Raw genomic sequence first — 17,761 nt, forward strand, 5'->3', positions numbered from 1 at the left:
ACTGCCTAAAAGTAAGGCAGTTTCAGCGTTCAAAATATTAAAAAAACTTGTATTATGACAGGTACTATGAAATCATTTTAAAAAATATAGTACTTGTCATAATTTTATTAGAAACAATATCTTCCTGGAGGAGGACAGCTGTTAAAAGCGTCTAACGTAGGACAACAATGTGTTGGATTGATACCTCCTTTGATTTTATTAAGATTTAAGTCACTAATTGTTTGTTTTTTAAGCTCCAGCTTTTTCAATGATTTTTTCATGAATGTAATTTTAATTAAGACACCTACTCTTTTTCTAAGGTTTTCGGTTACCCCTTGCTAAAATGAATTGTTAACAATTTCTCATTTTGTTCTTCTACCAAATTAGCACAGTGAAACGCAGTAAAAAAGTATAATTTCCGCATTTTGGATAAAATAAGGCATAAAAAAAGCCTCATTTACTGATGAAGCTTTTTCTAATTATTTTTTTTGTAGTTGATCTAATACCGATGTTGAGTGGATTCACATTCCATATGCGAATTACAATGATCAGTAGCTAAACAATCGCCTCCTTTAATTTTTGTCATACCATAATCATTAATTCTGGCAACGGTAAGCTTTTTGAGACTTACACTTTTCTTTAATTGCTTTTTCATTATGTAATATTTAAAAGATCCTAAAAACCGTTAAAAACTAATAAGATCTATAGAGTTAATATAATGAAATATACTTTTTACAAGCCTTAAATCATAATTGACAAACCTCATTTTAAACAAAATGCGGCATTCTTCTATTGACATTTTTGAAGTTTTATAGTTTTACAGGTAACTTCTCAATATTCTTGATATAATAAGAAGGATTTAACCCTGTTTTGGCTTTAAAATGTTTGGTAAAAGAATTATCGCTTTTATATCCAATCTCGCTAGCAATCGAACTAATAGAAAATGACCTGAACTTGTTGTCGTTTTTTAATCGTTTTAATACATAATCAATTCTTAAGTCATTGATATAATCATTAAAACTTTTTCCTTTATAGTTATTTATAATTCTGGAAAGGTAGGTAGCATTGGTTTTCACCTTTTTCGCAATGGATCTTAAATTGCAATCGACACTTAAAAAATACTCTTGCTTTTCTAGTTTCTCTAATCCCTTTAGCACTGCATTAATTTTGTCATCATCAATATAAATTTCTTTAGTAGACTCTCTAGTTTCTATATTTTCTTGAGCTTCTTTTGATTCAAGATCAGAAATTTTTTGAATCAGTTTATTAAAAACCTTCTTATTTGCTTTTTGCTTTCTAAAATAAGTAATTAGTATAAAAACAAGGGATAATGCCACAATGACTAAAGCCCATAAAATATAACTCTTAAGCTTTTGTTCTTTTTCCTGTTTACTTTCTAGCTTTCTAATTTTGTTATCCAGTTGCTGTGTACTCTGATCATAGATTTTATGAACTGTTTTATCTTTATCTTTCTGAAATTGATCCTGTAATTCCTGATGTTTCGAAAACCATACTATTGAGGCATCTGTATTTCCAATTTCCTTGTAGCTTTTAGCGAGAAGCATATGTGCATCTATCACTCTATTCTTTCTTAGGTCATTTTCCTTTAAGGCATTGATCGTTTTTAATAGATAGTCAACTGCTTTTTCATATGATTGCATGTCATAGAAATAACTCGCCAAAAAATAATTCACATTAATTCTCTGGTTGGATCTATCATTAACTTTTAATTTGTTTAAGATTTTTTCCGCTTTATATAAAAAGCTCAAAGCTTGATCATAGTCTTTCCTTTTAAAGAAAACAATTCCTTTTTTGGTATATAAATCTGCTATCCCGATTTCATAATTTAAAGGAGTACTAATAGCAATACCTATATCCGCGTATTTTAGAACAGAATCAAACTGTCCTAGATCTAAATACACTTCACTTATAATCGTCAATACATTTACATGATTTTTCTTATTCTTATATGATGTCTTATCTATAAAACTCAATAAACCTCTGCAGTCTTCCAGTGCTTTATCTAACTGATTCATTCTTCTGAGCACAATTACAATATTGGATTTGGCAACAATTTCTTTTTTAAGATTCCCTCGTTCCTGTGCCATTTGTAAAACTTGATGGTAGGTATCTAAGGCTTTTTGATTTTGCCAATCTTGCAAATAAGAATTTCCTAATTTTAAGTATGCATTAGCAAGGGTTTCATTATCCGAATTTCGTTTCGCTATATCAATAGCTTTTTGAAAATATGAAATACTTATTTCAGACTCTTCTCTTTTATAAAAGCTGTATCCAATATCTATATAAATCTCAGAAAGATCGTTACCCGACAGGTTTTTGCTTTTTAGTATATTTTCATAAACTGCAGCTTTTTCCCTTCTAGAATTTTTAATCAAGTCTACTAGTTGATCAATACTTTTGTTTTGGATTGTATCTACTCCTATAACTTCTTCCTTCTGTGCACTTAGCTCAAAAGTCCAAAAAGCAGACAACAACATCCAATAAAATATACATATTCGCGTATACCTATTAACAAAAAAGCTCATTCAGAATTGTATTGTGTGATCATCCAAATGTAGCAATTCTTTTTAATTGACCTTCAATAGCGAAGTGAAGTAAAAAATTATCTAAAATTAATTGTGCAACTGGTAGACTGTCCAAACCACTTTACTCTGTTGCGAGAAGCTAATTTATAAATTCCATCGCGTATCATTCGAGGAACAAAGGCTAACAGGGCTGCTACTCGTTTCCACTTTGGAATTTTAGAGACTATCTTAATAAAACCATCAGAGTGTGTATGTGCTCCATTTTCATCGATCAAAATCACCGTATCTAACCTTTCAGTTGGATATCCATGCTCTTTTAATAATTCCTGCCCCAGTGGAGATTGAAAAGGAGTAAAATGGAAAAGATCTTTCGGAGCAAATTTCATCAACCAGCCTACTACACCATTACATAAATTGCATTCACCATCGAAAATCACAATACTTTTATTAAAAGAAGTTTCCATTTTATTGATTTTTAAGTTTTTATACAATCATAGTCGTATAACTCCATCAATCATTTCAATACTTCTATCGGAATTATGATAAATTTTAGAATTATGGGTGGCAATTACTACAGCTTTATTTTTAGATCCTGTAATTTCTTTAAGCAAATCGAATATTAATTCTGAGTTTTTTTGGTCTAAATTTCCAGTAGGTTCATCTGCAACAATTAATGAAGGATTGTTTATTAAGGCTCTTGCAATAGCTACTCGCTGTTGTTGCCCACCAGAAAGTTGATATGCAGGGCGTTTAGCAAAGGATTTCATACCCACTTCTGCTAATAAACTCATAGCATCATGTTCTATCTCCTTTTTACTTTTTAAGGAAAGTTTCATGGCAGGCAACATTACATTCTGAAGGACATTAAACTCCGGAAGCAAATAATGAAATTGATATACAAAACCGATATGTTTATTTCTAAAATCAGTTAATTGCGAAGCAGTTAACCTTTTAATTTTGTGATCATATATTGTTAGATCACCATCAAAATCAGTATCTAACGTAGACAAAATGTATAATAAGGTAGATTTACCGCTTCCAGACTCACCAAATACAGATACTAACTCCCCTTCAAAAATTGATAAAGAAACATCATGTAAAACCTGATGCTTTTCTGGTTCTGTAAAATATTTATTGATCTGTTTAGCTTTTAAAATCATATCCCTCTTATAATCGTTACCGGATCCACTTTACTAGCTTTTTTAGATGGAAAATACCCCGCGAAAGCAGTTGTCAAAACACCAAAGAAAAATCCCAAAACGTAGTAAAAAACCTTAAAGTTAATAGGATACGTCTCTACTATAATAAAATCCGAAGTATCCAAGGGTGTTGTAGATATTAAATAACTAATACCATATCCAAATAAGACGCCTAAAAATGCTCCAAACACCCCAATAATAATAGATTGTACCAAAAAGATAAATACAATATCTTCACTAGAATATCCAACGGTTTTCAAAACGGCAATATCCTTTCTTTTCTGAATTACGGTGATATTTAGAATATTATAAATTCCAAATCCTGCAACCAAAAGCAATGCAAAAGAAACTGACCATGTTAGAATGTCTCTTACTTTATTACCAATGACAATAGTTTTATTACTGTCCTTCCAATCTTCTGTAGTTATCCCTTGGAATTTTTGAACAAGATCATCTTTAATACTCACATCATCTCTATCTTTTAATTTAATGTGAATATTAGTGATATGATTCTTCTGACCTAATAAATGTTGTAATGTTTCTGAAGAGGTATAAGTTCGTACGTTATCAATTGTGGTAATCCCAAAACTAAAAATTCCTGAAACTTCTAATTGTTGATTTCTACCATTAGGAAGAATCATTTTAATAGAATCCCCAACAGAAACTTGCAATCTTTTTGCCAAGCTTATACCGATAAGGATGGTGTTTTTTGCAGATAAACTCTGAAACCCTTTTCCTTCTACCAATCTTCTTTCGAGATCAACCATGGTATCTTCCTGAGTCGGAAAAACTCCATTAATACTGCCAGGAAGTTGCTTAGCATCACTTATTAAAATTGCTGGAGAGATTATTTGATGCGCAAAACCTTGCACATTATTCTTATCCTTTAAAAAAGAGTCGATTTTATCATAGTTGTCTAAAAAGCTTCCTTGACTTAATATCGAATTAGCGTTCGGTTTTTCTACATCCTTACTAATAATTATATCAGGACTTCCATTAAAAACAGCATCATCTAAAAAATCATTCACTCCAGTCATAAAGTTAATCATCACTATGAAAGTAGTTACTCCTAACAACACACCAATCATTGCCAAAAAACTCTGTTTTTTCCTAGCAAAAAGATACTGCATTGCAATAAATACGTTTGTTTTAATAAAGATTGTTTTAGACATATGCAATAGGTCGCTATCGAACTTTAACAATTACAAAGACTATCTATTTTAAAATAGCATTTTAGAAATTTTCATGCCTATTTCTTCTTCTTACTACTTTTGGCTAAAGGATTAAAATCTAGACATAATTGTATCCAATATTCAAGATCTTCATCCATATCAAAACCTTCTGGAGTTACAAAAACATATCCTTTCATTGGTCTTCCTGTAAAATCCATTGGATAACACCCAGTTCTATTGATAGCAATAGCATAGGCTTCTTCTCCTATTCTTGCCATTAATAAATCGGTTTCCTTCTTTTTATCATAATGGATTCCACAACACATTTTGTCATCTACCATAAAACAAAGACCTCCCATCATTCTTTTGGTATAGAAATTTGTTCTTTTGTCTTTAAAAATCTGATGAATCCGATCCGAAAGGAACTCACTATACGCCATTATTGAATTGCTTTGGTTAAATACTCATTTATAGGACGCATTATCTTCCAATACTCCATTAATTTATCAATCAGAGATTCATTGGTGATTAATGAAGGTGGTTCTTCTCCAACAAAATAAAATTGTTTGTTCCCAATTAAAGGTTCAATTTTGTAAGCTTCTTTCCATTCTCTTGGAATTCGTTTTATTGCTCGTCCTTTGATTTCTCCAAATCTCTCAACAAACTCTTTTTCTTCAATTAATTTTCTAAAATCTTTAGGATTATTACTAATCGTAGTTCTTAAATTAAACAATTGTTCCTTTGTAATACCAAAACATCCTCCCATAACTCCAACCATAATAGGTGACAATCGCAAAAATAAACCCGGAACACTTTTATCTTTTCGTCCTCCATTAGATATAAAGGCTGTGTAGTATAAATTATACGGGGATTTATCTTCTGAAAAACGAATATCCCTGTTTATACGTAGCACACACTCTTTAGCATCAATTTGCAACGTAGGATCATACTTCTGAATTTCTTGAATCATTTTACCCACAAAAATCTCAAAAGGTCTCTTCACACTTGCTTCATATCTCTTTTTATTGGCATGAAACCACTCTTTATGATTATTAAATTCTAATTCCTTAAAAAATTCTACATAGTCTTGTGTAAAATATTGCATTGTCTTTTGTATCAGTTATTAAATATAGCAAAACACTATCTAGAGTAACATAAACATCCTGAATTTCTTAATGAACTTCTGTTGGATAGTATAAATCTCTAGATAGTTTAGGAATGTATTAAATAGTTTATTTCATGGAATGAAATGCAACCCTATTTCCTTCGGTATCCAGAAAAATTGCCATAAAACCATTATCTCCTATAGAAGTTTTAGGCATTAAAATCTTTCCTCCAGCTTTTTCTACTCTGGCTAAAGGAATGGAAAGATCATCTCCTCCATTAAGGTAGGCAAATGTACCTTCTTGTGATGGTGTATTTCCGTTTCCATGCGTAACACAGCCACCTACTCCACCATCTTTGTATGGAAAAAATGCCATTTTAAATTCCATCTCCATAGGTTGTAGTTCTACATCTAAAAGCTCATTGTAAAATTTTACAGCTCTTTCAAAATTGGTACTTGGTATTTCAAACCAGCTAATTGCATTTGACATAATAAAATAAAGTATTGATTAAGATTCTCTCAAAGGTATATGATCAGAGTCATGAAAAAAAGTATTATTTTTGAAAAAACATAGGTTTCTAAAATGAAAAAAAACGAAGAATTATTCTATTTAATTAAGTCATTGACAAAAAGTGAAAAGCGTTATTTTCGACTCAGTTCTAAAGGAGGAGAAGACGCTGAATACCTATTACTTTTTGATGCTATAGAATCGCAAAAGACCTATGATGAAACATTAATCAAAGTACAATTCTCAGACAAAGCTTTTATAAACCAGCTAACAACCATAAAGAACTATCTAAAACAACGTGTTCTACAATCTCTTAGAAACTATCACGCCAAAATCTCCATACAAGCTGAATTAATAAGCATTATCAAGAATGTTGAAATTTTATTTCACAAAGGATTATATACTATTTGCAATAGTGAATTAAAAAGAGCAGAAAAAAAAGCTATCAACTTTCAACAAAACGTATTGCTTTTTCAAATAAAGGATTGGAAAAGAAAAGTTTATCAAGCCTTGCATCCTCAAGATTTCGAAACCTTAAAAGATATTATCACGGAGCAGAAACAATGCTTAGATTCTACAACCAACTATATCAATCTTTTATTAGCCAACACAGACCCCACAAACGCCTCTTTATCTCACAAAAAAACAAATCACCTACAGAACAAAACGCTAAAGGCACTTAATTTATACCGAAAACATCTTGCCTCTAACAATCCAAAAAAGGCAAAACAACTCATAGAAAAACTGATCAAAGAATGGGAACAACAGCCAGAATTGCTTAAAGAATATTTTACTACATATTTCTCAGTCTACAATAATTATCTAGGATATCTTGTTTTTGAAAAACTATACAAAGAAGCATTTGTTAGAATATTATTCTTAAAACAAAAAGCATCAGAGGTTACAGTAAATTCCGCTTCATTAATTAAAGAAAAACTTCGTCTGTACAATATAGAATTAGAAATTCACAGAAACCTAAAAGACATTCACAACACACAAGAGGTTATAGAAAATATTCATGGTTTTATAGAAGAAAACAAAAATGTAATTCCAGATAATTATTGGCTTTCTTTTAGATTTCAGTTTGCTAACATCTACTTTCAAAAAAGAGATTTTCAAAAATCCCTTCACTGGATCAATGACATTCTGAACAATCAGACAAAAAAAGACCGAAAAGACCTTATCACCTATACCTATTGGCTCAACCTTCTAACACACTACGAACTAGGAAATGGATTTTCGATGAGATATTTGATAGATGCACTAAAAAAACATATTAAAAAGCAAAAAAACATAGAAGTCTATGAAAAGCTCATATTGAAATTTTTAAGCAAAACTGTCGAACTTTCTGAAAAAGCAAAGAAGGATGCTTTTGAGGAGTTAGCTTTAGAACTAAAGAAAAACCCCATCCCAAATTTCATATTAGGTTATATCAATTTCAACCAATGGATTGAGCAGAAATATGAATTATATTCTTTATAAGTAATGTTGTGTTCTTTTTTTTAAAACAATACCTTAGTGCTTTACACAAAACAAAAGTTAGTTTACGTATAGTATGGACAATGCTATTAATCATCTCAAAACCACTCTTCATAACTTTCATAAACTCACGGACGAAGAGTTTAAAGAATTTTTAAAAATTTCTGAATACAAAACATTAGCAAAAAAGGAATTTCTATTACAAAACGGGCAATACAATCATGGGATTTTATTTGTTACCAAAGGCATTTTGGGTCTATACGAGCTCATTAATACTAAAGAGATTTACACTTCTTTTTTTAGTGTTTCTGATTTTGCCACAGAAATATCCAGCTTGGCTTCTCAAAACACTTCCAACAAAAACATTGTAGCCATAAGTGATACAGAAGGTTTTTTTATTAAGAGAACTGAACTTTTACAACTTTATGACAAATCAATATCCTTTGAACGTTTAGGAAGAAAACTACTTGAACATTTATTAAGTGAGCAGCATACCTTTACAACAATGTTAACATCGCTAAAGCCCGAAGATCGATATAAATATTTATTAGAACACAATCCAGAACTTATTCAGCAAATACCAGTTCAATATTTAGCATCTTATATTGGCGTTGCCAGAGAAACTCTGAGTAGAATTCGTAAAAGAATGTCCTAATTACACTTTGTGATCATCGTCACAAAAATCCTGTTTCCGTATTCTTAGTTTCACACCGTTTAAAATTCTAAAATTGATACTAATGAAAACTTTAGCACGAATTATGGTTTGTATTATATGTTTATGTACGGCCGATTGTAAATCTCAAACTAATGAAGAGGTTATGGAAAACGAAATTAAAACTATGGTAGAAAAATTTGTAACCGCAGGAGCCCAACGCAACACAGTTATGTTTGGTGAAATTTTACATCCCGACTTTCGAGTTGTGGTAAATCGATATCCTACTTCTGATAAAACCACCGTCATCTCAGGAGCCGGATATATTTCATTAATGAATCAAAAGAAAATTGGCGGCACGCCTTATAAAACCTCTATTTTACATCTAGATATTAAAGAACATTCTGCAACCGTTATTGCACTACTAGAAGCTCCTGAAAATAGTATGCAAGTAACTTTTTTGCTAGTAAAAAATCAAGAAAACACCTGGCAAATCATTTCTGATCTCACTATACAAAACCCTAACCCTTAAACTTGTCGACAAACAAATCACTGAAAATCAATCTGTTTGTAGGATTTTTAGTTCTTATGTTACAAATATTAACGTTTCCTGTTTTATATCGCATTAAGTGTTAATTATTTATTAGAAAAATACTAATTGATGTGGTTTCTGGTTAGAGCAAGTGTTAATAACATAAAAACACAAACTCAAATGAAAATTAACAAATCAATCCTAATGCTAGGAACAGCATTAGCTATGTTCTCATGCTCTGAGAACGAGCCTATTTCGGATCTAGAGAATTTAGAACCAGAAACACCTCTTTTTGATGGAGCAGAAAGGGCTAATTTTAGCACGACAGGAACTATTGAAGAAGGATTCTATGCAGGTCTTCCCATTAATTACGAATCGCTAAATGGAGATCGTATTTTTGAAGGGGATATCATTCTTCCCAAAGATCACGTCTTCTCCGAAGATACTAACTTTGTTTTGGAAGATGGCCAAGATCCATCCGAAAGCAAAAGCGTTGGAAGAACTTCTGGAAGATGGCCGAACAATACGGTATATTACACAATCGCGAGTGATTTACCGAACAAGGCACGTGTTACTAATGCAATTGCAAGCTGGGAAAACAACACGAATCTAACATTTATTGAAAGAACAAACGAACCAAACTATATCTATTTTAGACCTGGTAGTGGTTGTTCTTCTAATGTTGGAATGGTTGGTGGAAGACAAAACATTAATCTTGCAAGCGGATGTAGTACTGGAAATACCATACACGAAATTGGTCATGCTGTAGGTTTATGGCACGAACAAAGTAGAGCAGATAGAGATCAATATCTAACGATCAATTTTCAGAATATTCAATCCGGAAGAGAGTTTAATTTCAGAACCTATGTAGAACAGGGTTATGATGGTGACGAATATACTGATGCCTTAGATTTTGGATCTATTATGATGTATGGAGCTTATTCTTTTTCTAAAAATGGGCAACCTACAATCACTAAAAAAGATGGTAGCACTTATTCCGTTCAAAGAAATGCATTATCCTCTAGTGATTTACAAGGAATTGATAAAATGTATCCTGATGGAGATGGTGGCGGTGGAGAACCAACTTATGAAAATGGTCAATACTATACGGTATACGGATTAAGAGTATATAGATACAATGACAAATGGTATTACTATAGCTCTCGTTATGGTTGGAGAGAAGTGGTCTATGTAAATGGCGCTTGGTATTATGCGTAATATATAAATTAGTAATTGTTTTAAGCCTTAGGTAGATATACTTAAGGCTTTTAATTTTTAGTTGCAACGATATTGTTTATTTTTGGTCTGTTATTGAAAATTACACGATGAGATTATTGCTTTCTACATTATGTATTCTTACTATATTCTGTACAGGATGCAAAAAAGAAAATTCCAACACTACTCAGGAAGAAAAAGAAATTATCCAACTAGATAGTTTATCTAAAGAAAAGGCTACGGTTGATGTTTTAAAATTGTCTCCAGAAGCTTCTAAAGACTTAGAAAGTTTTGAAGATTTTCAAAATCTTAAAAACTTAGTTGTATCCATGAAAGAATCTAATCCTTTCTATGTTAGAAAATATGCTGATAGCATGAATTTAATGGTTGAAAATTTTAAAGAAAATATTTCTGCAGATCTTAAAGTAAATACCATTATTTCTCGTATCGCTGTTTTAGCTACAGAATCGGGTTTACTATTGCAACTAAGCGAAAATAAAAAACAAGATTCACAGAAATTAATAAATGCTAATATTAGACTAATTACCGCATACAATAGTCTGATAATACAGTTAAACGAATTATCTCTTGCTATTCCAGAAAATATCGAAAAAGAGCTATTAAGAGAGCGAGACACTCTAAGAGATTCTATTGCAAACCCTGAAGAAGACATTATTGAAATTGAAGAATAGTATACTATGAAAAAAAATATCCTTTATTTATTGCTTGTAGTTTCCTTTTGTGGTTTTGCCCAAGAAAAAGAGCAAATTAATACCATATTAGAACAATGGCATAAAGCTGCTGCCGATGCATCTTTTGACAACTATTTTTCACTAATGACAGAAGATGCTATATTTATTGGTACTGATCCTACAGAAAATTGGGATTTAACTTCATTTAAGGCTTTTTCAAAACCTTATTTTGACAAAGGGAAAGCGTGGAGTTTCAGTACGCTTGAACGAAATATTTTTGTTCCGTCAAACTCCAATCTAGCATGGTTTGATGAATTATTAGACACCCAAATGGGTATTTGTAGAGGTAGTGGTGTATTAGAAAAAACTAGCAAAGGATGGAAAATTAAACATTATGTTCTTTCGATAGCGATACCAAATGAAAATGTAAAAGAAATTACCCTTCTTAAGAAAAATTTCGACGCTGAATTAATGAAAAAACTAAGAGCGCAATAAGACTTTAAAACAACTCTTTGATAAACTCCACTAAATTTGGATAACATTGAGTAGCTCCGTTATCTATGAGTTTTCCTTTATTCTTTTCTCCTATCCCAACAAAATCTAAAGATAAGTTTTGTGCCGTTTTTAAATCCCATAGACCATCCCCTAACGAAACGATATTTTCAAAATATGTTTTATCATAAAAAGATTTTGCCCTTTCTATAGCATCTTTCACAAATCCTTCTCTTGACTCATGTGTCTTAGAAGTAGCTAATAATCGCTCATCGCACCATATATCACATTGATTTAATTTCTGTAAGGCAGGTTTAGGTAACGCTCCTGTTGCAAAACAAAACGGAATATTGTCACCTCTAAGTCTATCTATCAATTCTTTTGCACCACTAATCTCCTTTACAGGATCAAAATCGTTCATTGCTGATATCAAGTTATCTTCAAATTTATCTAGTAAATCCTTAGGTACACTGTTATTAAAATTACGTTCATAATTATAACGCAATGCATAACTATCTGTATGATGTTTATAATTATTGTAATCAGTATCTATATCAACAATTTCTAAAGCTTGCATAGCCTTAGTAACAGAAATCAAGTACATAGGAACGCTATCTGTAAGTGTTCCATCAATATCAAAAATGTATAATGTGTCTTTCAAAACGTATGCTTTAGTCTACAACGAATATTTTAAGGAGGCAATAAAATTTCTACCAGCACCAGCGATTCCAGAAGAATAAGGTCTGTATCGTTGATCAGTAATATTTTCAATAGTAAAAGTAGCCTGCAAGCTCTTTGTAAATTGATACCTAGAGCGAACGTTTAGCGTATACCATGATGGCGAGTAAGGATTTCCATTTTCATCCAATGCATATAAAAAAGCATTATTTTGTTGTGAAGGTGCTAAGTCTTCAAAATCAAACTGACCGTTGTAAACTGCGGAAAAATCGATCATCCATTTATGATTATCATAGGTTAGATTGGTACTTCCAAATTGTGGAGCTACATGTCTAGATGGCGAAACTGATCCATCATCTAACTCTTCTTCTCCACCTGTAAAGGTATATTTTGCCGCTAGGTTTAAATTTTTAGCAAAATCATAACGAAACCCTGCCTCAAACCCATAAACTTGAGCATTCGCTGCATTTTGGATAGCTTGTACATTACTCAACTCTCCTCCAAACAAAATTTCTGTTTCGCCATTAAGAGAAAAATCTCTTCGTACCAAAGCATTATCCAATTGGGTATAATAAGTTGCTAAATCAATCTTAAAATTTTTTCCAACATTAGCAGTCAATCCTAGTTCTCCATTGTACGCATACTCTGGCTCTAAATCTGGATTGGGAACCACTACTGATCCAGGTTCCGAATCAAAAATCTTACCTACATCATCAATATTAGGAGCTCTAAAAGCTGTAGAAAAGTTTAATTTCCAATGTAAAAGATCATTTGGAAGCCAACTAAAACCTGCCGTACCAGTAAAAGCTTCAGTATCCAAATTAGCTTCGGTGAATGGAAAATCAAAAAAAGTATCATCAAACTCCGAATACAGAATAATTCTATTGTAACGCAATCCACCTTGGAACCTTAATTTTTCACTTAGCTTACTTTTTAGACTTACATAAGCTGCAATAGATTGCCAAGTAGATCCATCTGGATATCTGGATGGTGCAGCCACCAACTCATTCGTAGAAATATTGAATTCTGAACCTTCAGAAGACACTTGATTTAAAATATACTCCAATCCATAATGCATGGTTGTTTTATCATTAAATATTTTTTCAAAATCAAGATTTGCAGAATAAGCATCCACATTTTCTTTTGTTCTTGACAAAATCACGTCTCCAAAATCTCTATCATTCCTACTCTCCTGAAAGTTTTGGTATGCAGCCGTGAATTTTAGTTTATTATAAAATGTATTTTTCCACTTGTAGGTTAATTGAAGGTTTCCCATCAACCATTTTTGCGGTCCATAAAACCACTCTGCAGACCTTAAATGATCGTCGCTACGTCTAATCAAACGGTCATATCTCGGATAATCAGATGTTGCTGTATAAATAAATCCTGCATTGACATCCCATCTTTCATTAGGAATGAAATGTATTTTTTGCAAAAAATTAATTTGATCATATCCTGTAGAAACCTGCATCTTCGGATCATCATTCTGAACAACTGTATCAACCCCATTAATCGTTTCTACAAATTCAGTTCTTAAATAATCGTCTGGTCCATGACTTCCCATTTTTAGATCATCAAAATCCGTATAGCTTACACTTGTTAAAAAAGCCCATTTTTCTAATCCAATATTAAAGTCTACATGTCCTGTTTTCTCATTACTTGCGCTAGCATATCTCATGATAGCATTACCACTCAACTTATTTTTACCACTAATTGCAAACTTGGGTTGTGCCGTATAAAAATTCATAACACCTCCCACAGCATCACTACCATAAACGACCGATCCAGGTCCTAAAATAACTTCTGTACGATCTATTGTAAAAGGATCTACCGAAATTACATTTTGAACATTTCCACCTCTAAAAATTGCATTATTCATTCGCACTCCATCCACGGTAAGCAATAATCTATTAGTAGAAAAACCGCGTATAATTGGACTACCACCACCTAATTGACTTTTTTGTATAAATACTTGACCACTATTTTGTAATAAATCCGCAGATGTTTGAGGAGTAGAAAAAGCTATTTCATCAGAAGTAATACTAACAATTTTTTGAGTAACATCTTTCTTATCCTGCTCCCATTTAGAAACCGAAATAACCACTTCTGATAACTGGTTCTCGTCGATCTCCATATAAAACATATTCGAAGATGTAATTATCTCTGCTTTCGTCGCTGTTGCTGTAATATGTGAGATATGCACAAAATACAACTTTTCATTTTCCAAAAAAGCCGAAACATCTGCTACTCCATCAAAATCAGTTATTGCTGTTTTTGATTTTGATTTGTTGTGTATTGTAACACTAGGAATAGGCTGACCATTTGCTCTACTAAGCACGGTAATACTTTGAGAAGCACTTTCCTGTAGAAAAAGTAAGGTGAATACAACAACAAAAAATAAACGCATTGTTTAACTAAAAATTTCGTTCAAAACCGAAAGTGATTTTGGTTTTTTAAAGCCGTGCAAATGTAGCTCAAAATATACTAATAACATCCCAAGAATCTCATTTCTTGCTATTCTAGACATTTTAATATCCATACTTGCCTCAAATGTCGTGCCTAAAAATTCCTTGAATAAGGAAATTACATTTCCATCCATACAATAAATGTTTGATGTATCATTCTGAAAACACCCTTCTTGCATATTAAAAACATCCAAATGAATATTGGATATATCTGGATAAAAGCCCAAATATTGTGTAAGTTTTATTAAAAAAGAAATATGAAAATTACTAATATTATCGTTAGCATCTAACCATAGAAAAGTAGTCTCTAAATAATTAAAAAGTTCATCATTAACTTCTTCTTCTTGAATAGTATTTTTAAGTATCTCTGAGAGAAAAAAGACTAAAGAGTTTTTAATTAAATCTGTATGCAGCGAAGAATAAGGAGTTAGAATTCTTGCTTCTCGAATTCTCTCTAAATTTCCCTTATCTCTATGATTAGCTTCAATTTCTAATAAAGTCAAAGGTTGAAACAAAGATGATCTAATTTTACCTCGCTTAGATTTTAGAATTCCCTTTAATAGATACGATTTTAGACCACTAGTCTTCGTGAATAAAGAAACAATTAAATCACTTTCACTATATCGCAAAGAATGAATGACTATTGCAGATGTTTTTACAACCATTATCTAACTACCAATAGCTTAGAAACAGTAGTTTCTCCTTGATCTTCTCCCGTGACCAAAATTAGATACACACCAGAAGCCACTTTATGCCTGCCAAAAGCAGTAGTGTCCCATTGTATACTACCTCCTTCGCTTATTTCCTCATGAACTAAATTACCTTCTATATCGGTAATTTTTACATTAGCCCTACTAGTTAATCCTCTTATAGTTACTTGTCCATTAAATCCGGGTCTCACAGGATTTGGAAAAGCCACAACATTATCCAAATTATTTTCTGGCCCTGTTGCAGTACCTTTAAACTCTAACAAGCCTTTTTCTGTAGCAAAAAAGACAGATCCAGTAGAATCATCAACAGAAATATCTCGAACGTTATTAGTAGGTAAAGGAGAATTATCTGTGGTAAAATGAGCTAATGTTTCTTGCCCGTCTGATGAAAAATAAAATACCCCAGAAGATGCAGTCGCTACCCATTTATTATTAGAACCGTCTGCCTCTATATCCGTAATAGTCTCATCGAACAATAATTCCTGAGGCACACCTTCATCATCCAAAATAATGATTTGACTTGCCTGCGGATTACTTTGTTGAAAAACTCCTGAAGGATTAAACAAAACTCTTATCCCTCTAAAGGTACCGATCCATAATTGATTATTTCTATCTATTTCTAATGCTAATACATAATCACTAGGAATATTTGATCCCTCAGCTTCTCCTGATAACTGAATTTGGTTACCAGTATCGGGATTATAACCAATAACTCCAGAATTCCAACCGCCAATAAAAAGGTTTCCATCTCTATCTATTACAGTATCAGAAAATCCAAGATTCCCTAAAGGATCCGAAATTATACCACTTAAATCAACATTTAAGGTTTGTGTAGCACCAGGCGAAAATCTTTTGAGACCATCATCTACTCTAGAATTATTAACCCACAAATTACCGTCATTATCAAAAACGGAACCATTGAGGAATACAAAATCAGAATTATCTGGTATAAATGATTCGAACCCACTATTTACATCATTAAATAAATTAGTAACTACATTATTATTGACTTCTATCAACCCACTGCTCAAACTACTTATAAAAACCTGATCTTCATTATTTGGATTTATGGTAATATGAGACAAAGATGTTGCCCCCAACACTTCATTTCTAGAAATATTAAACCAACCATCCGCTGTAAGTTTACTGATCCCTCTTCTTTGTAATGGAAATGGATTAAAATTCACATCATACTGACCAAACACCACCCATAAATTATTATTCAACGCTTCGATTCCAAAAGTAAAATTACTCAAAGGCCCTTCTGGAGAAACTAATGTTTTTGTATCTGGATTACTTAATTCAAATTCTAGTAATCCTCTAGTATTTGTACCGAGATACACCTCATTATTGATAGTTAAAGAAGTGTTCAGTTCAAAACTATCTTCTGTAGTACTCGTTATGGATGCGGTTTCAGAAAAGTTTGTATCTAAAACCAGTGCACTATCTGCTAGCGAAATTGTTAAATTTCCAGAATCCGCATACATATCTCTAATTGGAGATGGTGCGGTAAACACAGTAGTAAGTACATTATTTTCTAAGCTTTGAACTAGATCCAAGTTTTGATGGACCAAAATCTGATTATTAAAAATTACTATATCTCTAAAACTCCCGGGAATAGGATTAGCCCACTGGTTAAAATCTACCAGATTGGGATTGGTCACATCCGCCGAAAATATTCCATTATTCAATGTAGTAGCGTATATAGAATTTTCTGCAACAATTGTACCTGTAACGTTAATTTGGGAACCTCCTGGACCAATAAAGAAGGTATCTCCAAACTCTATTCTTTCCAAGTTAAATTCTACAATACCAAATTCTGTAGAAATATAAAGTTTATCATCATTTTCGAAAAAATGATTAATTCTTTTTTCTGTTGGAGGAATTGTGGGTTGATCCACTATATCAATAAAAGTTCTAACTTCATCATCTAATATCAATTCTAATAAACCATTATCGTATCCTACAACAGTAATATCATAAGTGGAACTATGATAAATGGAAGATATAGTTTCTCCAGATAATCCATTAATTGTAGAAAATGTCTCTGAGGTTCTGGTCTCAGTATCAAAAATAAAAACCGAATTTTCTGAAGCTGCATAAACACGATCTTCGGCAGCATATATATCATTAATCTCAAAATAAGAATAATGTCCAGTCCATTGATTACTGAAATCTTGAGAAAAAAGAAATAATGGGAAAATTAGAAATATTGATAGTCTGAGATACTGCATAATTTCTGAGTGCTATTTACTCTGCTTTGATAACACGCTAAAATACTAATTATTGCTTTTAGATAATGAAAAAGCCGTTCTAATATTATAAGAACGGCTTCTA

General features: G+C 32.0%; 19 protein-coding genes. 6 read left to right on the forward strand and 13 right to left on the reverse strand.

Going from position 1 to position 17,761, the window contains the following annotated elements; translation table 11 throughout:
* Window positions 1-107: 107 nt before the first annotated feature.
* The 9 genes from ACWNT5_RS03905 to ACWNT5_RS03945 all read right to left on the reverse strand — a co-directional run bounded on the left by ACWNT5_RS03905 (window position 108) and on the right by ACWNT5_RS03945 (window position 6,491).
* Window positions 108-260: a hypothetical protein gene (locus ACWNT5_RS03905; RefSeq protein WP_456516655.1), complete on the reverse strand. Its 153-nt coding sequence runs from the start codon at window positions 258-260 to the stop codon at window positions 108-110.
* 218 nt (window positions 261-478) lie between these two features.
* Entirely contained in the window at window positions 479-634 is a 156-nt protein-coding gene (locus ACWNT5_RS03910) for a class I lanthipeptide (protein WP_299894165.1), read from the reverse strand.
* Between the two features lie 154 nt (window positions 635-788).
* Complete coding sequence (locus ACWNT5_RS03915; RefSeq protein ID WP_456516656.1) at window positions 789-2,525, reverse strand: helix-turn-helix domain-containing protein; 1,737 nt, start codon at window positions 2,523-2,525, stop codon at window positions 789-791.
* 77 nt (window positions 2,526-2,602) lie between these two features.
* Window positions 2,603-2,989: a thiol-disulfide oxidoreductase DCC family protein gene (locus ACWNT5_RS03920; protein ID WP_456516657.1), complete on the reverse strand. Its 387-nt coding sequence runs from the start codon at window positions 2,987-2,989 to the stop codon at window positions 2,603-2,605.
* A gap of 27 nt (window positions 2,990-3,016) precedes the next feature.
* Window positions 3,017-3,685: an ABC transporter ATP-binding protein gene (locus ACWNT5_RS03925; RefSeq protein ID WP_456516658.1), complete on the reverse strand. Its 669-nt coding sequence runs from the start codon at window positions 3,683-3,685 to the stop codon at window positions 3,017-3,019.
* Window positions 3,682-4,896, reverse strand: coding sequence for an ABC transporter permease (locus ACWNT5_RS03930; RefSeq protein ID WP_456516659.1), 1,215 nt, complete (start codon window positions 4,894-4,896; stop codon window positions 3,682-3,684). The genes ACWNT5_RS03925 and ACWNT5_RS03930 overlap by 4 nt, the downstream gene beginning before the upstream one ends.
* 77 nt (window positions 4,897-4,973) lie before the next feature.
* Window positions 4,974-5,336, reverse strand: a complete 363-nt coding sequence (locus tag ACWNT5_RS03935) for a TfoX/Sxy family protein (protein WP_456516660.1) — start codon at window positions 5,334-5,336, stop codon at window positions 4,974-4,976.
* On the reverse strand, window positions 5,336-6,001 hold the full coding sequence (locus tag ACWNT5_RS03940; RefSeq protein ID WP_456516661.1) for a DUF2461 domain-containing protein: 666 nt from the start codon (window positions 5,999-6,001) through the stop codon (window positions 5,336-5,338). The genes ACWNT5_RS03935 and ACWNT5_RS03940 overlap by 1 nt, the downstream gene beginning before the upstream one ends.
* A gap of 127 nt (window positions 6,002-6,128) precedes the next feature.
* On the reverse strand, window positions 6,129-6,491 hold the full coding sequence (locus ACWNT5_RS03945; protein WP_456516662.1) for a VOC family protein: 363 nt from the start codon (window positions 6,489-6,491) through the stop codon (window positions 6,129-6,131).
* A gap of 93 nt (window positions 6,492-6,584) precedes the next feature.
* Between ACWNT5_RS03945 and ACWNT5_RS03950 the strand changes: the two genes are divergently transcribed.
* The 6 genes from ACWNT5_RS03950 to ACWNT5_RS03975 all read left to right on the forward strand — a co-directional run bounded on the left by ACWNT5_RS03950 (window position 6,585) and on the right by ACWNT5_RS03975 (window position 11,574).
* A complete protein-coding gene (locus ACWNT5_RS03950) occupies window positions 6,585-7,991 on the forward strand; it encodes a hypothetical protein (RefSeq protein ID WP_456516663.1) in 1,407 nt (468 codons plus the stop codon).
* A gap of 73 nt (window positions 7,992-8,064) precedes the next feature.
* Window positions 8,065-8,643 carry a Crp/Fnr family transcriptional regulator gene (locus ACWNT5_RS03955; protein ID WP_299610836.1) on the forward strand — a complete coding sequence of 193 codons (579 nt, stop codon included), beginning with the start codon at window positions 8,065-8,067 and terminating at the stop codon, window positions 8,641-8,643.
* 82 nt (window positions 8,644-8,725) lie between these two features.
* Window positions 8,726-9,172, forward strand: coding sequence for a nuclear transport factor 2 family protein (locus ACWNT5_RS03960; RefSeq protein ID WP_299610833.1), 447 nt, complete (start codon window positions 8,726-8,728; stop codon window positions 9,170-9,172).
* Window positions 9,173-9,352: 180 nt separating this feature from the next.
* Window positions 9,353-10,390 (forward strand): M12 family metallopeptidase, encoded by a 1,038-nt coding sequence (locus tag ACWNT5_RS03965; RefSeq protein ID WP_299610830.1) that lies wholly within the window; start codon window positions 9,353-9,355, stop codon window positions 10,388-10,390.
* A gap of 107 nt (window positions 10,391-10,497) precedes the next feature.
* Entirely contained in the window at window positions 10,498-11,079 is a 582-nt protein-coding gene (locus tag ACWNT5_RS03970; protein ID WP_456516664.1) for a hypothetical protein, read from the forward strand.
* A gap of 6 nt (window positions 11,080-11,085) precedes the next feature.
* Window positions 11,086-11,574 (forward strand): nuclear transport factor 2 family protein, encoded by a 489-nt coding sequence (locus tag ACWNT5_RS03975; protein WP_299610825.1) that lies wholly within the window; start codon window positions 11,086-11,088, stop codon window positions 11,572-11,574.
* Between the two features lie 4 nt (window positions 11,575-11,578).
* On the opposite strand, the gene ACWNT5_RS03980 is transcribed toward ACWNT5_RS03975, so the two are convergent.
* From ACWNT5_RS03980 to porZ, 4 genes are read right to left on the reverse strand one after another with little or no spacing between them, the layout of a single operon-like run.
* A complete protein-coding gene (locus ACWNT5_RS03980) occupies window positions 11,579-12,232 on the reverse strand; it encodes an HAD family hydrolase (protein ID WP_456516665.1) in 654 nt (217 codons plus the stop codon).
* 15 nt (window positions 12,233-12,247) lie between these two features.
* A complete protein-coding gene (locus tag ACWNT5_RS03985) occupies window positions 12,248-14,656 on the reverse strand; it encodes a TonB-dependent receptor plug domain-containing protein (RefSeq protein WP_456516666.1) in 2,409 nt (802 codons plus the stop codon).
* A 3-nt stretch (window positions 14,657-14,659) separates the two neighbouring features.
* Window positions 14,660-15,379: a DNA repair protein RecO gene (gene recO, locus ACWNT5_RS03990; RefSeq protein ID WP_456516667.1), complete on the reverse strand. Its 720-nt coding sequence runs from the start codon at window positions 15,377-15,379 to the stop codon at window positions 14,660-14,662.
* A complete protein-coding gene (porZ, locus tag ACWNT5_RS03995; RefSeq protein ID WP_456516668.1) occupies window positions 15,379-17,658 on the reverse strand; it encodes a type IX secretion system anionic LPS delivery protein PorZ in 2,280 nt (759 codons plus the stop codon). Before porZ ends, recO begins: the two co-directional genes overlap by 1 nt.
* Window positions 17,659-17,761: the final 103 nt, after the last annotated feature.

Source organism: Aquimarina sp. 433 (genome assembly GCF_054054605.1).